Here is a 19561-nt window from a genome sequence, read left to right on the forward strand (position 1 = left end):
TGGATACCTCCGATAGGGGCCGGCTACGAGCGGACGATGGGTACCATTCATGTCGGTCGCCGTCGAACGAGTGGCCGTGACCGACGATCCAGACGACGGAACCGGGGCGGCGACCGGGTCGGGGGGCGACGCGGGCGACGCCGACGGCGAGTCGGCACGGCCGGAGCGACACGGGGCGACGACCGTCCACGCCACGCGAGGGCCGAAGAACTCCCTCCAGCACTGGCTGGAGGCGCGCAGTTTCTTCAGGGTCTGTCTCAACTACGCCGTGATCGTCCTCGCGCGGATCGCGCCGAGTCTGCGGCTCAAAAGCTGGCTGTTGCGCCGCATCGGCGTCACCGTCGGCGAGGGGGTCTCCTGGGGACTCGAAGCGACGCCGGACGTGTTCTGGCCCGAACTGATCACCGTCGAGGACCACGCCATCGTCGGCTACGACGCGACCCTGTTGTGTCACGAGTTCTTGCAGGAGGAGTACCGCACCGGCGAGGTCGTCGTCGGCGAGCGGGCGATGATCGGCGCGGGGGCCATCGTCCTGCCGGGCGTCGAGATCGGTGCCGGGGCACAGGTCGCGGCGAACTCGCTGGTGACCGAAGACGTGCCACCGGACACGACCGTCGCCGGTGTGCCGGCCGAGGAAGTCTAGTTCCGAATCCGGACGATCCCTTCACGCAGGATCTGCTGATTGGGGATGATGTACTCGGTGCCGTCGTTCTCGACGTGGGTGACGAACAGGTCCACCTCCTGGACGATGCCGGTCCGGTCGCCGACGCGGATCTCGTCGCCGATGCTGTACGGTTCGTTCAGGAGGAGGTAGACGCCGGCCGCGCCGGCAGAGAGGAGATCGCGGAAGGCCAGTCCGCCGAGGAAGATGATCCCGAAGACGTAGGCGGCGAGCAGGATGAGCAGTGCCTGCGTGGAGACGTTGAGCTGGTTCAACGCGATCAGCCCGGCGATGTAGAAGATGCTGTACTTGACCAGGGTGGGGATCAGGCCGGCCTCGGGGAGCTTGACACCCCGGAGGTGTTCGCTGACGAGCAGGGCCGCCTTGTCACCCACGACCAGGCCCGCGATGACGGCGAGGACGGCGATGAACACCTGCGGGAGGAAGGCGGCGAAGAAGGGCAGGACGGCCGCCATCACCAGCACCCCGGCCACGTCCAGCGCGGCGATGGTCGTCCCTAGATAGACCGAGAAGGCGACGAGCTGTGAGAGCAGGCCGACCGTGGAGGTGCCCAGCCCACGCGCGCTGCGTTCGAAGGCCGTCCCTTCGACCACGTTGGGCAGGCCGATGGCCCGCAGGGCGCGTTTGACGAACTGGCCAAGCAGGTACCCCGAGATCAGTCCGACGACGAAGATCGCGCTGGCAGCGAGAAAGGGTGAACTCGTCAGGTACCGCAGGACCGCCTCGTGCAGTGACATCAGTACTCCTCCGGATCGAGTTCGAGGATCAGTTCGCCGCCTTTGAACGCTCGCACGAGGCCGTCGCTCTCGCTCAGGACGATTGCGACGGCGTTGCTGTCCCGGGTGATCGCCCCGGCCGCCATGTGGCGCGCACCCAGTCCCTTGGGGATGTCGACACCCTCGGCGGAGGGTTCGAGATAGCGATACGCGGAGACGATCTTCCCGGAGTCGGAGATGACGAACGCGCCGTCCAGCCGGGAGAACTCCTTGAGCATCACGTTCACGATGGGATCACCGACGTGGACGTGGGACTTCTCGAAGGGATTGTACGAGAGCGGCCGGGACTTGTTCATCACTTTGCCGGCGTCGCCGACGACGAACAGCGCGCCGACGGGTTTGCCCTTCTGGCCCTTCTTGCCGAGTTCGACGGCGACCTCCAGCACGTCACGGATCACGGAGGGTTCGGCCCGGGAGTTGACGAACAGACCGTAGACGCCCGACGGCGAGAAGTTGCTTGCCTTGACCCGCATCACCGTATCGATGTCTTCGTCGAAGGTCTTGACGGCACAGGCGATCTCCGCGCCGTCGTCCACGAGGTCCTGATCCATCGCGCCTTCGACCCCGAACCGGACGCGGCTCGCCACGTCGTTGAACTCCAGCGGGAGTTCGACGAACTCCTCGGCGCCGACGGAGTTGTCCGGTGCGACGACCACGACCAGCGCGTCGTCCACGTCTTCGAAGGACTCGTAGAACGAGGCACTCGGGGAAAACAGGAAGACAGCGTCCACTTCGGACACGAGATCCCCGAGTAACTCACGCAAGTCGCTCATTGCTGTATCGACCCACCTTACCCGATTAAGTTTTGTGGCCTCGTCGTGCGCCCGTCCTGCGTCCGTCAGACTCGCCGGGCCGGTTCGGCCACCCGACGGGGACCCCCAGTGTTCGGAGACAGCGCTTATACCCCCGGCCTCCGTGGACCGTGGCATGTCAGACCTGCCCGAGGATCCAGGCCCCGCGACACAGCTGTACCGACACCGCACCGAGACCGTCTCCGAGGAACGCGGGTCGGGTCCGGCCGTCGTGTTCGCCCACGGCACCCTGATGGACTGGACGATGTTCGAACCGCAACTGGAGGCCCTCTCCGACGACTACCGGACCATCGCCTACAACCTCCGCGCCCGCACCGACCGCTTCCAGGGTCCCTACGACCTGGACGACCTGGCCGAGGACTGTCGCGTCCTCATGGACGCCAAGGACGTGGACTCCTGTGTCCTCGCGGGGATGTCGATGGGCGGATTCATGGCCCTGCGCTTCGCGCTGGAGTACCCCGACATGCTCGACGGGATCGTCCTGATCGACAGCATGGCGACGCCTCACGACGAGGCCGAACAGGAACAGTACGGCGACATGGTCGAGACGGCGAAAGCGGAGGGGGACGTACCCGACCCGATGGCCGAGGCCGTCTCGCACATGCTGTTCGGCCAGACCTCCATCGAGGAACGCACCGAGCTGGTCGAACACTGGAAGGACCGCTGGCTGACCTACCCCGGCGAGGCCGTCCACGACGAGGTGAAATCCTGGCTCCACCGGCCGGGCGTCGAGGACCGACTGGACGAGATCGACGTGCCCGTCCTCATCACCCACGGCGCGGAGGACGTGTCCATCGAACCGGAACGCGCCGAGCCGATGGTCGACCAGCTCCCCGACGCCCGGATGGAGCTGATCCCCGAGGCCGGCCACTCCTCGAACACCGAGAACCCCGAGGCCGCCAACGCCGCGATCCGGGAGTTCCTCGACGACGTGTACTGAGGGCGGCGCTCAGATCGCGGTCCAGCCGCCGTCGACGACGAACGTCGACCCCGTGCAGTACGAGGACGCCTCCGAGGCGAGATAGAGCGCGATCCCTTTGAGTTCCGACGGCTCGGCGAACCGCCCGAGTGGCGTCCGGCCCTCGATCTCGTCGTGGAGGTCCTCGACGGCTGGGGACTCGGCGGCCGTCTCGGTCAGGAGTCCGTGTCCGATGCTGGTCCGGACGTACCCCGGACAGACGGCGTTGACCCGCACGTCGGGGGCGAGTTCCGCGGCTAACTGCTTCGTGAGTTGTTTCGCTCCGCCCTTCGAGGCCACGTAGGGACCGATGCCGATGGCGGGTTCGGCGACGAAACTGAGCATCGAGGCGGTGACGATCAGTCGACCGTGGCCCTGTTCCTCCATGACCGAGCCCGCCTCTCTGGTCGTCAGGAAGACGCCGTCGAGGTTCACGCCGTTGATCTCCCGCCAGTCCGAGAGCGAGACGTTCGTGATCTTGTTGCCGAGGCCGGAGATGCCGGCGTTGGCGAAGCAGATGTCGAGGCCGCCGAGTTCGTCGACGGTCCGCTCGACCATCCGCTCGGCGTCGCCCTCGTCGGTCACGTCGGCCTCGATTGGCAGAACTTCCGCGTCCGTCTCGGTCCGGAGGCGGTCGGCGGTGTCGGCCAGCCCCGATTCGTCGATGTCGGCGATGGCCACGTCGGCACCGCCCTCGGCCATCGCCTCGGCGTAGGCCTCGCCAATCCCGCTGGCCCCGCCCGTGACGAGTGCCACGTCGCCGTCCACCCGGAACTGATCGAGTACCGTCATCGCTGTCCCTCCGCCCGTCCGCGACGAATACGATAGCTCACGAGTAGCCGTCGCGAATCGGCCCCGGTTAAGCGTACGGATCAGACAGTCAGACCCGATCCAGAAACCGGTCGAACGCGCCGCTCTCGGCGTGGACGTGGCCGTAGGTCCCCAGCGTCCGGTACTCCGTCAGGCCGTCGCGCTCGCCGTCGATGCCGTCGCCCCGTTCCATCTCGAAGGCGAAGTTGGCGTCCCGGCCGACCGACGCCTCGCTGTAGTGGAATTCGTGCCCTCGAAGGCACTGGCCGGAGTCGGCCGTGAGCGTCCGGTCCGTGGCCCGCATCTCGACGTGATCCAGTGCCTGGTACCGGTCGCGCATCTCGATCTCGGCGGGGAGGACGCCCGCCATCGCCCCCGTCTCGCCGTCGGCCGTCGTCAGCGACTCCGCGAGCGCCATCAGGCCGCCACACTCCCCGAGGATCGGCAGACCCTCGCTGGCGCGCTCGCCGATGGTTGCGAGTGCGGGGCTCCCTGCCAGCGCGTCGACGTGGAGTTCGGGGTACCCGCCGGGGAGGTAGACCCCGTCGCAGTCGGGCAGGTCGTCGCCCGCCGTCGGTGCGAACGTCACCACCTCCGCACGCTCGCGCAGTCGTTCGAGCGTCGCCGGGTAGCGGAAACAGAAGGCGGCGTCGTCGGCGACGGCGATCCGGGCGTCGGTCGGGTCGGCGGGAGCGCCACGCTCGGATTCGGGTTCGGGCGGTTCCCGCGCCACGTCGAGCAGGGCGTCGACGCGCAGGTGTTCGGCGGCGGCCGCGAGCGCGTCGTCGTCGACGGGTGACTCCTCGCCCATCTCCAGCCCGAGGTGGCGGTCCGGAATCTCCAGGTCGGGCGTCGGCGGAATCCGGCCGAAGTACGTGAGTTCGTCGGGGAGTGCGTCGCGGATGCCGTCGGCGTGGCGGCCGCCGTGGGCCCGCTGGGCGATCACGCCGGCCACGTCGATGTCGCGGTTCGCGCGGGCGGCGTACTCCTCGAACCCGAGCGCCGTCGCCGCCACGCTCTCCATGCCGGCCGTGGCGTCGACGACGAGGACGACGGGCAGGTCGAGTGCCTCGGCGACCATCGCCGTGCTGGAACCGTCGCCGTCGTACAGGCCCATGACGCCCTCGACGACACAGCAGTCGCCCTCGCCGCGGTGGTAGTTCCGTCGGAGGCCGTCAGTGCCTTCGAGCCACGCGTCGAGCGTGCGGGAGGGCTGGTCCGCGACGACGGCGTGGTGACTCGGGTCGATGAAGTCCGGGCCGGCCTTGGCGGGCTGGACGGCGTGCCCGGCCTCCTCTGCGGCCCGGAGGAGCGCCAGCGTCGCGACGGTCTTGCCGACGCCGGAACTCGTGCCGCCGAGGACGAGCCCTCTCATGTCTCTGGCTCGGCCGGTTCCCGGGCGTCGAGCAGTCGGTCGTAGACGGCCACGATCCGGTCGCGAACGTCTTCCATCGGGACGCCGGCGGCGTCGGCCAGCGCCAGCGCGCCGCCCATGCCGACGCCCTCCTTGGCCTCGCCGGCGACGTAGGCGTCCATCGCCGGGTGATCCCGGTTCTCGAATCCGGGATCGGTGACGGTCAGGTCGACGTCGAGATTCCGGGCCGCCGCCCCCAGGTCGACGCTCTCGTCGTCGGCGACGAACGAGGTTGTCGCGAGCCTGAGGGGCGTCTCGATTCCGGCGTGGCGGGCCAGCGCCGCGGCGGTCAGCAGTTGCGTTCCGCCGGCGAGCGTGACCGCGGTGTCGCCCTCGACCAGCCCCACCAGCAGGCCGGTGATCGTCGCCAGCACGGGGTCGCCCATCCGGCGGAGCGCGACGGCGGGCTCGCCACCCGCGTCGCCGGGGTCGAGCGAACTCGCTTCCAGGCCGTCGCGAACGACGCTCCGCTTGAGGTCCAGCGGGTTCTCCGGGAGCGACGACGAGACGGCGGGCGTCTCACCGAGCGCGCGGAGGACGCCCAGCGCCGTCGTCGTCCCGCCGGGGATGGTCTCGGCCAGGTACACCTCGTCGTCCGGGACGGCCCGACCGAACTCCCGGGCCGCCGCGAGGACGCCCGGCGCGGTCGATACGGGGTCCTGCTCTCGAACGTCGTCCCCGGGACGGGCACCGACGGTCACGGTCGGCGCGCCCGTCGGCTCCGCGAGTCCACCGTCGACCACGGTCACGTCCAGTCCCAGCAGTTCCCTGACGGCGCGCGTGACGACCGCCGGCGTCGGACAGCCGGTCGGACTCACCGGGACGACCGGCGCGCGGATCGGTTCGCCGTACGTGAGGATCTCGGCGTCCGCACTCGGCGTGTGGACCAGCAGGTCCGAATCCGCGCCAGCCGCGCTGATTCCCTCGATCTGGGCCGTCCGCGTCGATCCCGCGACGAGCATCAGACGCACGGCCGACGCACCCGAAGTTCCATGCCAGTGTGATTACCCCAAGTCAGATTTAATTCGTTCGGTCGCCGTGGCGGGCGGGCGCGGCGTCGGGCCGTCGTCAGCAGACTTTTTGACGGCCCCACCGTGGCGGGAGTATGAAGAAGAGTCTCGAAGAACACGCCGCTCGCTTCGACGAGAAGGCCGAGGCGTACGACGAGGACGAGACCCCGGAGTACCGCGCCTGTGCGGGGCTGGTCGTCGAACTCGCCGCGCCCGAGGCGGACGATACGGTGCTGGACCTGGGGACCGGAACCGGCGCTATCGCACTGCAGATCGCGCCCGACGCGGGGCGGGTGATCGGTCGTGACATCAGCGACGGGATGCTCGACCGGGCCCGAGAGAAAGCAGCGGAGCGCGGGGTCGAGAACGTCTCCTTCGGCACGGGTCGGTTCCGCGAACCGAACGTCGACGAACCGGTCGACGTAGTGACGACGAACTTCGCGATGCACCACCTCAGCGACGCGGAGAAGCGCGAGGCCATCGAGGTGATCGCGGAGCTGGACCCGGACCGGTTCGTCCTCGGTGACGTGATGTTCTTCGGTGAGCCAGACCCCGAGGAACCGTTCTACAGCCCCGATGTCGACGATCCGGCGACGGTCGGCACGCTGGCCGACGCCCTGACGGACGCCGGGTTCGCGCTGACGCGCGTCGAGCGAGTCCACGAGCAGGTCGGCGTGCTGGTCGCCGAACGGGTCCCGGCCGAACGCGCCGTCGTGCCGCAGGACCGATGAAACACCTCCCGAAACACCTCCGGCCGCGGTGGCGGTACCTGGCGGTACGCATCGAGGGGTGGCCCGACGCGGACTTCGACCGCGGGGACTTCCAGCGCCACCTCTGGTACGCGGCCCAGAACCTGCTGGGCGACGCGGCGAGTGCGGACGTGGACCTGACGGTGGTTCGGTTTTCGTTCGCGGACGGCGACGGCTGGGCGGCGGTGCGGACGCGCCGGGACGAGGTCGACCGGGCACGGGCCGCGGTCGCGGCGGTCGAGTCGGTCGACGGCCAGCCCGTGGGGCTGCGAGTGGCGGGCGTGAGCGGGACCGTCCGTGCCTGTGAAGAAAAGTATATACGAAGCGCTCCGGAAGTCAGCACAGAGAGAACGGTCGGCTTCGAGGGCGCCGAGCGGACGGCAGTGGTGCGGGATGGCCGCGCCGAGGTCCGGCTCGAATCGGCGTTCGCGGGCGCGACCACACTCGATTTGTAACCATGCAGGGACAATCACAACAGCAGGCCTACGACCGGGGGATCACCATCTTCTCCCCGGACGGCCGCCTCTATCAGGTCGAGTACGCACGCGAAGCCGTCAAGCGTGGGACCGCGTCCATCGGCATCCGTGCCGACGACGGCGTCGTCCTCGCGGTGGACAAGCGTATCCGGTCGCCGCTGATGGAACGGTCGAGCGTCGAGAAGTTGCACAAAGCCGACGACCACATCGGGATCGCCAGTGCCGGCCACGTCGCTGACGCCCGCCAGTTGATCGACTTCGCGCGCCGCAACGCCCAGGTCAATCAGTTGCGCTTCGGCGAGCCCATCGGGGTCGAGACGCTGACCAAAGACGTCACCGACCACATCCAGCAGTACACCCAGATCGGCGGCGCACGCCCGTTCGGCGTCGCGCTCATCATCGGCGGCATCGACGCCGACGGCGAACCGCGCCTGTTCGAGACCGATCCCTCGGGGACGCCCTACGAGTGGAAGGCCCTGGCCGTGGGTGCCGACCGCGGCGAGGTCCGGGACTACCTGGAAGAACACTACGACGAGGGGATCGGCCTGGACGAGGCCGTCGGGCTGGCGCTTTCGGCACTCGGATCGGTCAACGACGACGCGCTCCGGCCCGAGGCCGTCGGGCTGGCGACCGTCGGCGTCGACGACCGGGAGTTCGGCCAACTGACCGACGACGAGGTCGAGGACTACCTCGTCGAGCTGGACCTGCTGGCCGACGAGGACGCCGTCGAGGGCGACGAGACGACCGACGACGAGACTACCGAGGAGTAGCGCCGTCGCGGGCCGTCGGCGAACCGGTCGATCACGATTTCTCCCCGCGGGGTGGCGAAAACTCCGGTCGGGAGCCGGGAAACACCTTTTAGCCGGGCCACACAACCCCCAGGTATGATTTCGCTCGACGAGGCGGTGACGGCCCGACTGGAGTCCCACGGGGAGCGATTCGAGGTGTTGATCGATCCGGACGCGGCTCTCGCTATCAAGCGCGGCGAGTTCGACGGCGATCTGGAGGACGTCATCGCCGCCGAAGACGTGTTCGAGGACGCCTCCCGCGGCGACCGCCCGCCGGAGAACGCCCTCGAAGAAGTCTTCGACACTACCGATCCCCTGGAGATCATCCCGCAGGTGGTCGAAGACGGGGAGATCCAGATCACGGCCGAACAGCGCAAGGAGATGCAGGAACAGAAGCACAAACAGCTCGTCCAGCACATCACGCGCAACGCGGTCAACCCGCAGATGGACGACGCCCCCCATCCGCCCGAACGCATCGAGAACGCCCTCGAGGAAGCGGGGTTCAAGATCGACCCGATGGAACCCGTCGAGAACCAGGTCGACGAGGCCCTCGATCTCCTGCGCCCGGTGATCCCCATCCGGTTCGACGAGATGACTGTCGCGGTGCAGGTCCCTCCGGACTACGCCGGCTCGGCACAGGCCCAGATCCGCCAGTTCGGCGACCTCGAACGCGAGGAGTGGCAGTCCGACGGCTCCTGGGTCGGCGTCATCACCTTCCCCGCCGGCATGCAAAACGAGTTCTACGACGTGGTCAACGAACACACGAGCGGGGAAGCCGAGACCCGGATCATCTCCGACGAGGACGACATCCCGACGCGCTGAGAGCGTGAGCTGACAACGATTCTGAGGTATCACTGCGGGTGAACCGGTTCGGTATCCGGAAACGCTCGGGAACTTGTTGTTGGTTTAGAAAACTTTCTACGTGAGTGTATCGACGCTGGGCCTGCATCATGTCAGCAGAAAATGGGGCGGGCGGGACTGCCACGTGGCTGTACGTGGCGGTCGCGGTCGCCGCCGTCCTGATTGGTCTCGTCCTGGCACCCCAGGCGATGCGCCTCACGCAGGGGGCCGGCCAGGACACACCGGATTCGGTCGCAGTGGTCCCAGTCGAGGGGCCCATCACGAGTTCCACGGCGGATCAGATCAGCGCGAACCTGCGCGAAGCCCGCCGGAACGACTCGATCGAGGCTGTCGTCCTCGACGTGAACAGCCCCGGTGGCACAGTCCCCGCGAGCGAGTCACTCTACCTCGCGGTGAACAGAACGACAGCGGCCGGCATTCCCGTGGTCGCGAGCGTCAACGGCCAGGGTGCCTCGGGCGCGTACTGGGCGATGATGCCCGCCAGCCGCATCTACGTGACGCCCGGCTCCATCGTCGGGAGCGTGGGCGTCATCGGTACCAAGCCCGCCGGCGGCGCGGCCGGGAGTCAGATCATCACCGGTCCGGACAAAGGCGCCGGCGGCACCGAGGCCGAGTTCCGTGACCGGGTCGAGATGCTCAGACAGCAGTTCGTCAGCACCGTGATGAACGAACGCGGCGACCGCCTCGAACTGAGCCGCGAGGAACTGTCCTACGCGAAGGTGTACGCCGGGTCGGTCGCCAAGCGCAACGGCGTCGCCGACGAGATCGGCGGCATCGACGCGGCGATCCAGCGGGCCGCGGACAATGCCGACCTCGACGACTACGCCGTCACCCGGATGGACCCGCCGGAACAGCCCGGCCTCGGGATCATCCTGGGCAGTCAGGAGGCTGGCGCCGGCAACAACTCCGGGACCCGGACGGTCGTCGTCGAGCAGTCGCCGTTCGACTACAACGGGGTCGAGACGCCGCACTATCTCGCCCTGTACGGGATGCCCGAGCAGGGGGAGGTGAGAACCGATGGCTAACGTTCCCAGACTCGTCGGTGTCTTCGCCCTCGTCCTGGCGCTCGTGCTGGTCGTCGCAGCAGCTATCCCGCTGCTCGCGTCGCCGGGCGGGGACGCGAACCCGAGACCGCAGAACCCCGCCTCGTTCCAGCCCGAGAACATCGTGCCACAGGAGCTCGGGCAGAACGGGTCGGTCAGTATCGACGCCGACAGTAGCGGGAAGGTCGTTCTGATCGACCGGGCACACGACAACGACTTCGACCGCGAGGAGATCGAACCGATGGTCGACGCGCTGGTCGCGCAGGGCTACGAGGTTCGGTTCCACGGCGGTAGCGGGCCGGGCGGCGCACCGCGCTCGGCCGGGCCCGGGTCGAGCAGTCCGCTCAACAAGTCGCTCCGCGACGCGGACGCGTTCGTCGTGATCTCGCCGGACCGTCCCTTCACGGACGCGGCCCAACGTGGCATCGCGGACTTCGCCGAGCGCGGCGGGCGCGTCGCCCTGCTGGGCGAGCCCACGTCGGCGAGTCCGTCCGTCATCAGCATCTTCGGTCCCGCACCGCGGTCGACCGCGACGAGCCAGATGACGCCGCTGTCCTCCCGGTTCGGCATGAGCCTGTCGACGGGCTACCTGTACAACATGCACGAGAACGGGAACAACTTCCAGAACGTCTACGCCACCGCGTCCGGTGACGGCCCGCTCACCGAGGGCGTGGACAGAGTGCTGTTCGACCGGGCGACGGAGGTCGCCGTCGGCGGCGACGCCTCGGTGGCGCTGTCGGCCACCGACCGCACCGCACTGTCGACGACCCGCCAGCAGGGCGGGTATCCGGTCGCGGCGGTCAACGGCAACGTCGCTCTCGTCGGCGACACGTCGTTCCTGACGCCCGCGAACTACCAGTACGCGGACAACGAGGAACTGATCGGCAACCTCGCCGAGTTCCTCGTGTCCGGTGAGAAAGAGCCGAAACCGAAGCCGACGACGGAGCGTCCGGGCGTCCCGCCCAGACCGGGCCAGCCGCGTCCGCCGACGAACGGTTCGACACCGCCGACGACGGCGACGCCGGCAGCGCCCTGAAGAACCGCGTTATCCTTTTTTGAAGCCGACCATGAAGCCGCCGGCGAAGCCCGCAGTCACGGGGAGCGCCGCGAGCAGGCTCATGATCCAGCCCGGAGCTTCGGCCGCCTGATCCGCGCCGTCGCTCGCCGCACCGGTGATCGCACCCCAGTTGACCTGGAGGACGCCCTTGGTTTCGAGGAACTTGAACAGCGCCAGTTCGAGGCCGACGATGATGGCGATGATCTTGGCGATCTTCTTGGCGGCGAAGCCGATGACGCCACCGATGACCGCGCCGCCCCCGATCTCGAGGCCGATCTGCTGGGGGTCCAGCCCGGCGACCTGAAGCAACGTTGGGTCTACCATGTCACATCAGCTAACTGAGTACGGCAGTATAAGGCTTTTGTGCCCGTCTCCGACCCGCTGACGCCCGTCAGACGCAATCACCGGGAGACAGACTCTCCTGCGGCGACAGGACGTCTTCTGGGGTGGTGGCCCTGTGTTTAAATAGCATCGCGCCGTAGGTTCGGACGAGTGACGGCGACACAGACAGAGCGAGCGGTCATCGCCAAGCGCGTGGACTCCGGAACGCCCGACACCAGCGAGATCCGCGAGTTGGCTCGCGCGGCCGGGTACGAGGTCGTGGGTGAGGTGACCCAGACCCGGACGGAAGACCCCGCGATGCACGTCGGGGAGGGGAAAGCCGAGACCATCGCGACGACGGCCGTTCGCGAGGACGCCACGGTCGTCATCTTCGACAACCAGCTCGGTCCCTACCAGACGTACAACCTCGGGAACGAACTCCCGGAGGAGACACGGGTCATCGACCGATTTCGGCTCATCCTCGAGATCTTCGGCCAGCGGGCACAGACCCGGAAGGCACAGCTACAGGTCGAACTCGCGGAGTTGCGCTACGAACTGCCAAGGGCGGAGGCCAAGGCCAGCCTCGCCAAACGCGAGGAGCGGCCCGGGTTCATGGGGCTCGGTGAGTACGACGAGAGCCGGGAACGCGACATCAAGGCCCGCATCTCCCGCATCCGGGACGAACTCGAGGACATCGAGCAGACCGAGCAGCACCGGCGCGAACAGCGCCGCGAGTCCGGCTTCGACCTCGTGGCGATGGCCGGCTACACCAACGCCGGCAAGTCGACGCTGTTGCGCCGCCTGGCCGAGGACCTCGACATCGACGAGAACGAGGAGCTACACCCCGATCTCGACACGACCGCCGAGAGCGAGGACCGCCTGTTCACGACGCTCGACACCACCACCCGGAAGGCCGAGATGGACCGCCGGGACGTGCTGGTGACCGACACGGTGGGGTTCATCACCGACCTCCCTCACTGGCTGGTCGAGTCGTTCAAGTCGACGCTGGACGCCGTCTACCGCGCGGATCTCGTCCTCCTCGTCGTGGACGTGAGCGAACCCGTCGAGGAGATCCGGGAGAAACTCGTCACCTGCCACGACACACTCTCGGAACGCAATCAGGCGCCCATCGTCACGGTCCTGAACAAGATCGACCGCGTGGACGACGAGGAACTGGAACGCAAGCGGGAGGCGCTGTCGGCGCTGGCCCCGAATCCGGTGGCGATCAGCGCGAAGGAGGGCGCGAACGTCGACGCGCTCAGGGATCGCATCGACCACGAACTCCCCCCGTTCGAGCGCGAACGCCTCGTGATGCCGATGACCGACGAGACGATGAGCGTCGTCTCGTGGATTCACGACCACGCCCACGTCGACACCGTCGACTACGGCGATCAGGTCGTCATCGAGTTCGAGGCCCGGCCGAAGATCGTCGAGCAGTCACGGGCCAAGGCTGGCGACCTCGTGGCCGCCGAGTCAGTCTAGCAGCGACGGCGCGAGTTTCGCGACGCGTTTCTCCATCGGTGGGTGCGTCGCGAACAGGATCGAGAGCAGGCCCCGCTTCCCGCCGAAGATACAGAGCGCCCCGACGCTGTCGTCCACGTCCGGCGCGTCCTCGTGGTGGCCGACCTCGTCGATCTTGACCAGCGCACGCGCCAGCGCTTCGGGGTCGTCCGTGTACTCGGCGGCGTCGCTGTCGGCGACGTACTCGCGATACCGCGAGATGGCCAGCACGAAGATCATCACGATCGCGTTGACGACGATACTCAACAGCCAGCCGACGAGCGTTCCGACGATGCTGTCGTCGGCCAGCGCGACGACGAAAAAGACCGTCATCGAGACCAGCGTGGCGATGGACTGGCCCAGCAACATCACGATGGAGTCGCGGTTCTTGACGTGGGCGAGTTCGTGGGCCAGCACCCCTTCCAGTTCGTCAGTGTCGAGCAACTGGAGCAGGGTATCCGAGACCACGACCACGCCGCCACCCTTCCGGCCGACGGCGAAGGCGTTCGGCACGCCCATCTCGCCGACGAGCAACCGGGTCCCTTCGACGCCCATGTCCGCACAGAGGCGGTCGAATCGCTCCTGGACCTCGGGGTACTCCTCGGCGGGGAACGCCTCGCCGTCGACGCTACGGATCGCCATCCACTTGGCGAACTTGTACTGGCCGGCGACGAACAGGAGGGTCAGTCCGACCAGTATCGGCAGGTCGGCCAGCGGTTCCAGAAACGTTACCAGTGCGGCGTAGAACGCGAACAGCACCACGCCGGAGACGGCCATCCGGATCTTCAGTCCAGGATGTCTCATACCGTCTGACTGTATACTGAATTGATAAAAAATCTTCGCCCGCTTTGGCGGACGATTCCCGGCGCTACACCAGTGTGTAGGCGAAGTAGCCGCCACCCACCAGCAACAGGACGCCCACGCCGCGGACGACCCACTGCCAGGTCTCGGGCGCGCCGGTCTCGCCGTACTTCCCGTGTCTGTCACCCGTCCAGCCGGCGGTGTACATCCGGACGACGGCCTGGGGGAAGGCCAGGAAGCCGAGGCCGAGCGCGACGCCGAGCACTGCCGCGAGCAGTTCTCGGGTGACCATCAGTAACTGCGGAGTCGTTCGATGCGTTTCTCGGTGTCGGGGTGGGTCGAGAGCAAGCTCATGCCGCCGCCGAAGATACAGAGCGCGCTGACCTCCTTTGCCTCGGCGGTCGGCTCACTGCGCTGTGCGCCCGCGGAGATCTTTTCGAGGGCCCGCGCCAGCGGGTCGCCACGACCCAGCGTCTCTGCGGCGGTGCGGTCGGCGACGTACTCGCGGTGCCGGGAGATGGCGAACACGAACAGCATGACGAGCAACTGGGCGATGTTGCTCACGATGATGCCCAGGAAGATGTCGACGAGTTCGTTGTCGCCGGTCAGGATCACCGCGAAGTAGGCGGCGAAGCCGATGATCGAGGCGATCCCCTGCCCGAGTTGCATGATGATCGAGTCGCGGTTCTTGAGGTGGGCCAGTTCGTGTGCGACGACGCCTTCCACCTCGTCCTGTTCGAGCAACTGGAGGAGTTCACGCGACACCGCGACGGTGCCACTGCCCTGCCGACCCAGCGCGAAGGCGTTTGGCACGCCCATCTCGACGAGGTAGAGGTCGGGCTTTTCGATGCCCATGTCCTCGCTGGTACGCTCGACGAACCGGTGGAGGTCCTGGAACTGGTCTTCCGGGAGTTCCTGTCCCTTGAGCGACCGGAGCGTGAACCACTTGCTGATCTTGTACTGGGCGGCCACGAACAGGACGCTCAGCCCGATCAGTAACGGGATCGGTACCTGGAACACCAGGTAAAAGAACGATATCGCGATGGTGTAGAAGGCGAACAGGATCGAGCCGACGATCGCCATTCGCACTTTGAGTCCGAGGTTGCGCATTGCTGTGCAGATGGTTCGTCGCTCTCGAACTTATGTTTCGTGGTCGGGGCACAACCAAAAAGTACTCGAAGGCCCGGAACGGGGCCGAGCGGTCGGCTCGCGGGCCGGTCGTCGTTACAGCTCCCGTTTCTGCTTGTCCAGCACGCGCACGTCCCGGATCGCCGTGTCGGGGTACTGTCCGTCGGCGTCCTTTTCGGCGGCCTTCACCATGTCCCAGACGACGTTCAGCCCCGTCGTCACCCCTTCCAGGGCCTCCATCTCACAGCCCGTCTTCCCCGTGGTCTCGACGGCCACGGTCGCGATCACCCGGTCCTCGCGCACGTCGAACTCGCAGTCGACGTTCGTGATCGGGATCTGGTGACACATCGGGATCGTCTCCCAGGTGTGTTTGACCGCCTGGATCGCGCCGATCCGGGCCGTCGCCAGCACGTCGCCCTTCTCGACCTGATCGTCCCGGATCGCCTCGATGGTCGAGGGCTGGAGTCCGATCTCCCCGCGAGCGACCGCCCGACGCTCCGTGTCCGGCTTGTCGCCCACGTCGACCATCTGCACGTCGCCCTCCTCGTCCGTGTGGGTCAACTCCTCGCTGCCCTCGACGGCGGTCGCCCCGACCTCGTCGAGGGGGTCGTCGTTCTCGCCGCTCTCACCCGCCGAGTCCTCACTCATCGTCGTCACCCCACAGCGCCGTCGGGAGGGCGTCCACGAGGTCGGGAGCGACGAGGCCGTGGCCGTACTCCTCGACCGCGAGGTCACCGGCCCGACCGTTCGCGTAGGCGGCGATGGCACCGGCGTGGATCGGCTCCTGGGTGGCCATCAGTGCGGCCGACGCGCCAGCCAGCACGTCGCCGGTGCCGCCGACTGTCATCCCGGGGTTGCCCGTCCGGTTGATCCGCGTCCGCTCGCCGTCGCTGATCACGTCGTAGGCACCCTTGACGAGCATGGTCTCCCCGAGGTCGGCGGCGAAGGACTCGACGAGTTCCGCGCGCGTCTCCCAGTCGTCGTCCGTCTCGCCACCCATCTTCCGGAGTTCGCCCTGGTGGGGCGTACAGAGGAGGGTGGCGTCGGTCTCGGTGCCGGGGACGACTTCCAGCGCGTCGGCGTCGATCACGGCCCGCCCGTCGAACTCGGCGAGGAACTCCCGCACCGCTTCCAGTGTGCCCGTCGCGTTGCCGAGTCCGGGGCCGATCACCACCACGTCGTGTTCGACGGCCCGGTCCAGCAACTGGTCGACGTGGCCCGGTTCGAGCAGATCGCCGGTGAACGGCCGGACGATGATCCCCTCGGAGAAGCTCTGGACTTCGCGGGCGACCGATGAGGGACAGGCGACCCGAACCAGGTCGGCTCCGGCCCGGAATGCGGCTTGGGCGGTGAGCGCCGGCGCGCCGGTGTAGGGGCCGCCGCCGATCACCAGCACTTCGCCGTGATCGCCCTTGTGGCTCTGTGGGTCCCGGGAGAGCCTGAGAAGGTCGCCGCGTTCGACGAACCGTTCGGCCGCGTCCGGGATGCCGATGTCTGCGACCGTCACGTCGGCGTCCAGATCGACGAGGCCCGGCTTCTGGTCGTGGAAGGTGACGACGTGGTCGGCGTCGACGGCCGCGCCGGCGGCCTCGCCGGTGTCGGCGTCGATCCCCGAGGGCACGTCGACGGCGACGACGGTGGCGCCGGTCTCGGCGATTCGCTCGGCCGCGGTCGCCTCGGGTTCGCGGAGCGCGCCGGTGACGCCGGTGCCGAGCATCGCGTCGATCACCACGTCCGGGTCGCCCAGGTCGAGTCCGGTCGAGTCACGGACCTCGTGGGCGTCGACCTCGGCGCGCTGGAGAGCGTCCCAGTTCTCCCGGGCGATGTCGGTCGTGATGGTCTCGGCGCGGCCCAGCAGGTGGACGGTCACGTCGTAGCCCTTCAGAAAGCGAGCGGTGACGAACGCGTCGCCGCCGTTGTTCCCGCGGCCGGCGACGACTGCGACTTCGCTCCCGGGGTCGGCCACGTCGCGGACGACCCGCGCGACCGCGTTGCCGCTGGACTCCATCAGCTGTTTTCGGGGGACGCCCAGCGCTTCGGCGTTCTCGTCGAGGACGGCCTGGTCCTGGACGCCCATCATCACCACTTCACCTCGAATCCGTCCAGCCCCTCCGGGTCCTCGTACTCGACCGCGACCTCGTCGACCCGCGCTCGGGGACTCCCGTCGTGACACCACTCGACCAGTGTCTCCACGTCCGCCTCGGTGCCCTCGAAGACGGCTTCGACGCGGCCGTCGTCCAGGTTTCGGACCCAGCCGTCGAGGCCCTGCTCGCGGGCGGTATCGCGCGTGTTGGCGCGGTAATATACCCCCTGGACTTTGCCGGTGACGTAGACGTGTGCACGGACGCGCTCGCTCATAGCCCACCCTTCTCTCGCCGCCGACGAAAACCTTGGTCACTCGCCGCCGTTGCGGAGGTAGTGGAAGACGTAGGTTTGCACGTAGCCGGCGTACTCGTCGCCGAAGGCCTCGCGGATCGCCCGCGAGGTCTCGGCGTAGGACCCCCGATCACAGTCGGGGTAGTAGTCCTCGATGGTCGTCCTGATCCACGTGTCCAGCGGGACTGCCTCCAGAAAGTCGAGCGAGAACAGCAGGACGCAGTCGGCGACTTTCTCGCCGACGCCGACGAACTGTGTGAGGTACTCGCGGGCCGCCTCGTAGGGCAGGTCACGCGCCTCGGCGGGGTTGGCCACACCGTCGGCGACCATCTCCGCACTGCGCTGGACGTAGGGCGCGCGGTAACCCAGGCCTACCTCGCGGAGCTGGGACTCCGTCGCGTCGGCCAGAGCCTCGGGCGTGGGATAGGCGTGGTAAGTCTCGCCGTCGAACTCGACGGGGTCGCCGAACTCGCGCCGGAGCGCCATCTGCATGTCGTGGATGCGGCGCACTCGCATCTGGGCCGAACAGATAAACGAGATCAGCGCGCCGAATGGCGGGTCCCGGACCAGTCGCATGCCGCGGTAGGTCTCGAAGGCTTCGCGAAGCAGGCGGTCGTCCGGGGTCGCGGTGCGGATGGCGTCGAGGTCGTCGTCGAGTCGGAGCAGGTGCCGGAGGTGGGGGTCGGCGTCGACGTGTGATTCCCACTCCAGCGCGCCCTCGACCTGTCGGACGCGCACGACGGCGGGATCGCTCCGGTCCTCGGGGCGGATCGTGGTCCAGTACCAGGCGTCGCCGCCGTGTGCCCGGTCGTCCTCGTATGTGGTGCCGTCCTCGCGGGCCCACAGGTACGACTGGCCGCTCTCGACGGTCGACTGGAGATCGACGCCGCCGGCGAGTGTCGTCGCGTCGATTCGACCCCGTTGCATCGTCGGTCGGGAGGGATCGGAGCGGCTTGGGGGTTTCGAGTTCGAATCCACCGACGCGACGGGAGCGACTCCCGTGAGAAGGCACTGAATACCGCGTGAACGGACACCAATCTTCTTACCGTTGGACAGCTAACAGCAAACTATGAACTGCAGAGTTGTCGTAGAGGCCGCAGTTCCGGTCTACGACGTCGAAACACCGGACGAGGCGGTCCGGATCGCCATCTCGAAAACCGGTGAGATGCTCAACCCGGATCTCAACTACGTCGAGATCAACATGGGACAGCGGTCCTGTCCGCACTGCGGCGAGGAGCAAGAGCCCGCCTTCATCGCCGCCGACGAGAGTCTGGTCGCACTCGAACTGGAGATGACGGTCTTCAACGTCGAGCGCGAGGAACACGCCGCCCGGATCGCTCGCAAAGAGATCGGACAGCGACTGGAGAACATCCCGCTGGACGTCCTCGAGATCGAACCCATCGACGAGGAGTCAGACGAGGACGAGACCGAGGACGCCGAGGCAGAGACGGAGACCGAGACCGAAACCACGATGGACGAGATCACGTCGGACACGGACATCGGCGAGCGCGGGGGGGAAGACGGCGAAGTGCTACCGGAGTTCGAGGAGCTCATCGACGAATAGCGCCGTTTTCACCGGAGCGTACGACATCGAAGCCACGTCTGTAGCCACGGCCATCCGGACGAAGCCGTCGCTCCGGGGTCGGTAACGTCGCGAGAACGGAGAGAGACGGCTCAGTCGGCAGCGGCCGGAACCTGTTCGGACTTGTCGTCGCCCATCTCCGAGGTGATACCTCCGGCGAGCGCGAAGACGGCGTCCTTGTGGTCGTCCTTCGACATGTGGATCGAGGTCGGTCGAACGTTGACACGCTCGTACTCGTCGTGTTCGACCTCGTTACCTGTCGTTTCTTCGTAGTGGTTCTGCACCTGTGCAAGCAGGCCGTGAAGATGGATGAGCTCCTGCTTTTTCATGGTCACCCATGCGTTACAACTGAAGGGTTATAGTACTACTCTGAGGCCCGTTAACACACGGCCCTGGCGTAGCGCCGTCCATACACGG

Annotated in this window: 24 protein-coding genes; 10 read left to right on the plus strand and 14 right to left on the minus strand. The window is 67.5% G+C overall.

What is annotated here, in order from left to right; genetic code table 11:
* Positions 1-49: 49 nt before the first annotated feature.
* Positions 50-643 (plus strand): acyltransferase, encoded by a 594-nt coding sequence (locus ACOZ4N_RS03495; protein ID WP_424018552.1) that lies wholly within the window; start codon positions 50-52, stop codon positions 641-643.
* Here ACOZ4N_RS03495 and ACOZ4N_RS03500 read toward each other — a convergent pair.
* Together ACOZ4N_RS03500 and dacZ are read right to left on the minus strand one after the other, a co-directional pair.
* Positions 640-1419 carry a mechanosensitive ion channel domain-containing protein gene (locus tag ACOZ4N_RS03500; protein WP_424018553.1) on the minus strand — a complete coding sequence of 260 codons (780 nt, stop codon included), beginning with the start codon at positions 1417-1419 and terminating at the stop codon, positions 640-642. The two genes, ACOZ4N_RS03495 and ACOZ4N_RS03500, sit on opposite strands and share 4 nt — an antisense overlap.
* Entirely contained in the window at positions 1419-2231 is an 813-nt protein-coding gene (dacZ, locus tag ACOZ4N_RS03505; protein WP_424018554.1) for a diadenylate cyclase DacZ, read from the minus strand. The genes ACOZ4N_RS03500 and dacZ overlap by 1 nt, the downstream gene beginning before the upstream one ends.
* Before the next feature lie 154 nt (positions 2232-2385).
* Here dacZ and ACOZ4N_RS03510 point away from each other — a divergent pair, with 154 nt between their 5' ends.
* Positions 2386-3210: an alpha/beta fold hydrolase gene (locus tag ACOZ4N_RS03510; protein WP_424018555.1), complete on the plus strand. Its 825-nt coding sequence runs from the start codon at positions 2386-2388 to the stop codon at positions 3208-3210.
* 9 nt (positions 3211-3219) lie between these two features.
* Here the strand turns inward: ACOZ4N_RS03510 and ACOZ4N_RS03515 are convergent, their stop codons facing one another.
* The 3 genes from ACOZ4N_RS03515 to ACOZ4N_RS03525 all read right to left on the minus strand — a co-directional run bounded on the left by ACOZ4N_RS03515 (position 3220) and on the right by ACOZ4N_RS03525 (position 6414).
* Positions 3220-4020 carry an SDR family NAD(P)-dependent oxidoreductase gene (locus ACOZ4N_RS03515; protein ID WP_424018556.1) on the minus strand — a complete coding sequence of 267 codons (801 nt, stop codon included), beginning with the start codon at positions 4018-4020 and terminating at the stop codon, positions 3220-3222.
* Between the two features lie 88 nt (positions 4021-4108).
* A complete protein-coding gene (locus ACOZ4N_RS03520) occupies positions 4109-5413 on the minus strand; it encodes a cobyrinic acid a,c-diamide synthase (protein ID WP_424018557.1) in 1305 nt (434 codons plus the stop codon).
* Complete coding sequence (locus tag ACOZ4N_RS03525; RefSeq protein WP_424019929.1) at positions 5410-6414, minus strand: nicotinate-nucleotide--dimethylbenzimidazole phosphoribosyltransferase; 1005 nt, start codon at positions 6412-6414, stop codon at positions 5410-5412. The genes ACOZ4N_RS03520 and ACOZ4N_RS03525 overlap by 4 nt, the downstream gene beginning before the upstream one ends.
* A gap of 143 nt (positions 6415-6557) precedes the next feature.
* Here ACOZ4N_RS03525 and ACOZ4N_RS03530 point away from each other — a divergent pair, with 143 nt between their 5' ends.
* From ACOZ4N_RS03530 to ACOZ4N_RS03555, 6 genes are all read left to right on the plus strand, one after another.
* Positions 6558-7193 (plus strand): class I SAM-dependent methyltransferase, encoded by a 636-nt coding sequence (locus ACOZ4N_RS03530; RefSeq protein ID WP_424018558.1) that lies wholly within the window; start codon positions 6558-6560, stop codon positions 7191-7193.
* Positions 7190-7666, plus strand: coding sequence for an Rpp14/Pop5 family protein (locus tag ACOZ4N_RS03535; RefSeq protein WP_424018559.1), 477 nt, complete (start codon positions 7190-7192; stop codon positions 7664-7666). Before ACOZ4N_RS03530 ends, ACOZ4N_RS03535 begins: the two co-directional genes overlap by 4 nt.
* 2 nt (positions 7667-7668) lie before the next feature.
* Positions 7669-8457: an archaeal proteasome endopeptidase complex subunit alpha gene (psmA, locus tag ACOZ4N_RS03540; protein WP_424018560.1), complete on the plus strand. Its 789-nt coding sequence runs from the start codon at positions 7669-7671 to the stop codon at positions 8455-8457.
* Positions 8458-8571: 114 nt separating this feature from the next.
* Positions 8572-9297, plus strand: a complete 726-nt coding sequence (locus tag ACOZ4N_RS03545) for a ribosome assembly factor SBDS (protein WP_424018561.1) — start codon at positions 8572-8574, stop codon at positions 9295-9297.
* 128 nt (positions 9298-9425) lie between these two features.
* The gene (locus tag ACOZ4N_RS03550; protein ID WP_424018562.1) at positions 9426-10361 is read left to right on the plus strand and encodes a S49 family peptidase; all 936 of its coding nucleotides are present in this window, start codon (positions 9426-9428) and stop codon (positions 10359-10361) included.
* Positions 10354-11415, plus strand: coding sequence for a DUF4350 domain-containing protein (locus ACOZ4N_RS03555; protein ID WP_424018563.1), 1062 nt, complete (start codon positions 10354-10356; stop codon positions 11413-11415). Before ACOZ4N_RS03550 ends, ACOZ4N_RS03555 begins: the two co-directional genes overlap by 8 nt.
* 9 nt (positions 11416-11424) lie before the next feature.
* Here ACOZ4N_RS03555 and ACOZ4N_RS03560 read toward each other — a convergent pair whose 3' ends face one another.
* Positions 11425-11760, minus strand: a complete 336-nt coding sequence (locus ACOZ4N_RS03560) for an FUN14 domain-containing protein (protein ID WP_424018564.1) — start codon at positions 11758-11760, stop codon at positions 11425-11427.
* A 168-nt stretch (positions 11761-11928) separates the two neighbouring features.
* On the opposite strand from ACOZ4N_RS03560, the gene hflX reads away from it, so the two are divergent.
* Positions 11929-13239: a GTPase HflX gene (hflX, locus tag ACOZ4N_RS03565; RefSeq protein ID WP_424018565.1), complete on the plus strand. Its 1311-nt coding sequence runs from the start codon at positions 11929-11931 to the stop codon at positions 13237-13239.
* Here the strand turns inward: hflX and ACOZ4N_RS03570 are convergent.
* The 7 genes from ACOZ4N_RS03570 to ACOZ4N_RS03600 form a co-directional block, all read right to left on the minus strand.
* Complete coding sequence (locus tag ACOZ4N_RS03570) at positions 13231-14061, minus strand: M48 family metallopeptidase (protein ID WP_424018566.1); 831 nt, start codon at positions 14059-14061, stop codon at positions 13231-13233. The genes hflX and ACOZ4N_RS03570 overlap by 9 nt on opposite strands.
* Before the next feature lie 64 nt (positions 14062-14125).
* Positions 14126-14350: a hypothetical protein gene (locus tag ACOZ4N_RS03575; protein WP_424018567.1), complete on the minus strand. Its 225-nt coding sequence runs from the start codon at positions 14348-14350 to the stop codon at positions 14126-14128.
* On the minus strand, positions 14350-15141 hold the full coding sequence (locus ACOZ4N_RS03580; RefSeq protein WP_424018568.1) for a M48 family metallopeptidase: 792 nt from the start codon (positions 15139-15141) through the stop codon (positions 14350-14352). The genes ACOZ4N_RS03575 and ACOZ4N_RS03580 overlap by 1 nt, the downstream gene beginning before the upstream one ends.
* Positions 15142-15282: 141 nt before the next feature.
* Positions 15283-15834, minus strand: a complete 552-nt coding sequence (gene moaC, locus ACOZ4N_RS03585; protein ID WP_424018569.1) for a cyclic pyranopterin monophosphate synthase MoaC — start codon at positions 15832-15834, stop codon at positions 15283-15285.
* The gene (locus tag ACOZ4N_RS03590; protein ID WP_424018570.1) at positions 15827-17263 is read right to left on the minus strand and encodes an NAD(P)H-hydrate dehydratase; all 1437 of its coding nucleotides are present in this window, start codon (positions 17261-17263) and stop codon (positions 15827-15829) included. Before ACOZ4N_RS03590 ends, moaC begins: the two co-directional genes overlap by 8 nt.
* A gap of 2 nt (positions 17264-17265) precedes the next feature.
* Positions 17266-17544 carry an acylphosphatase gene (locus tag ACOZ4N_RS03595; protein ID WP_424018571.1) on the minus strand — a complete coding sequence of 93 codons (279 nt, stop codon included), beginning with the start codon at positions 17542-17544 and terminating at the stop codon, positions 17266-17268.
* 36 nt (positions 17545-17580) lie between these two features.
* Positions 17581-18489 (minus strand): DNA-3-methyladenine glycosylase family protein, encoded by a 909-nt coding sequence (locus ACOZ4N_RS03600; protein WP_424018572.1) that lies wholly within the window; start codon positions 18487-18489, stop codon positions 17581-17583.
* 142 nt (positions 18490-18631) lie between these two features.
* On the opposite strand from ACOZ4N_RS03600, the gene ACOZ4N_RS03605 reads away from it, so the two are divergent.
* On the plus strand, positions 18632-19126 hold the full coding sequence (locus ACOZ4N_RS03605; protein ID WP_424018573.1) for a DUF555 domain-containing protein: 495 nt from the start codon (positions 18632-18634) through the stop codon (positions 19124-19126).
* Between the two features lie 110 nt (positions 19127-19236).
* Here the strand turns inward: ACOZ4N_RS03605 and ACOZ4N_RS03610 are convergent, their stop codons facing one another.
* Entirely contained in the window at positions 19237-19473 is a 237-nt protein-coding gene (locus ACOZ4N_RS03610) for a UPF0058 family protein (RefSeq protein ID WP_424018574.1), read from the minus strand.
* Positions 19474-19561: the final 88 nt, after the last annotated feature.

Origin of the sequence: Halorientalis pallida (assembly GCF_049605515.1) — an archaeon.
In the GTDB taxonomy this organism is placed as follows: domain Archaea; phylum Halobacteriota; class Halobacteria; order Halobacteriales; family Haloarculaceae; genus Halorientalis; species Halorientalis pallida_A.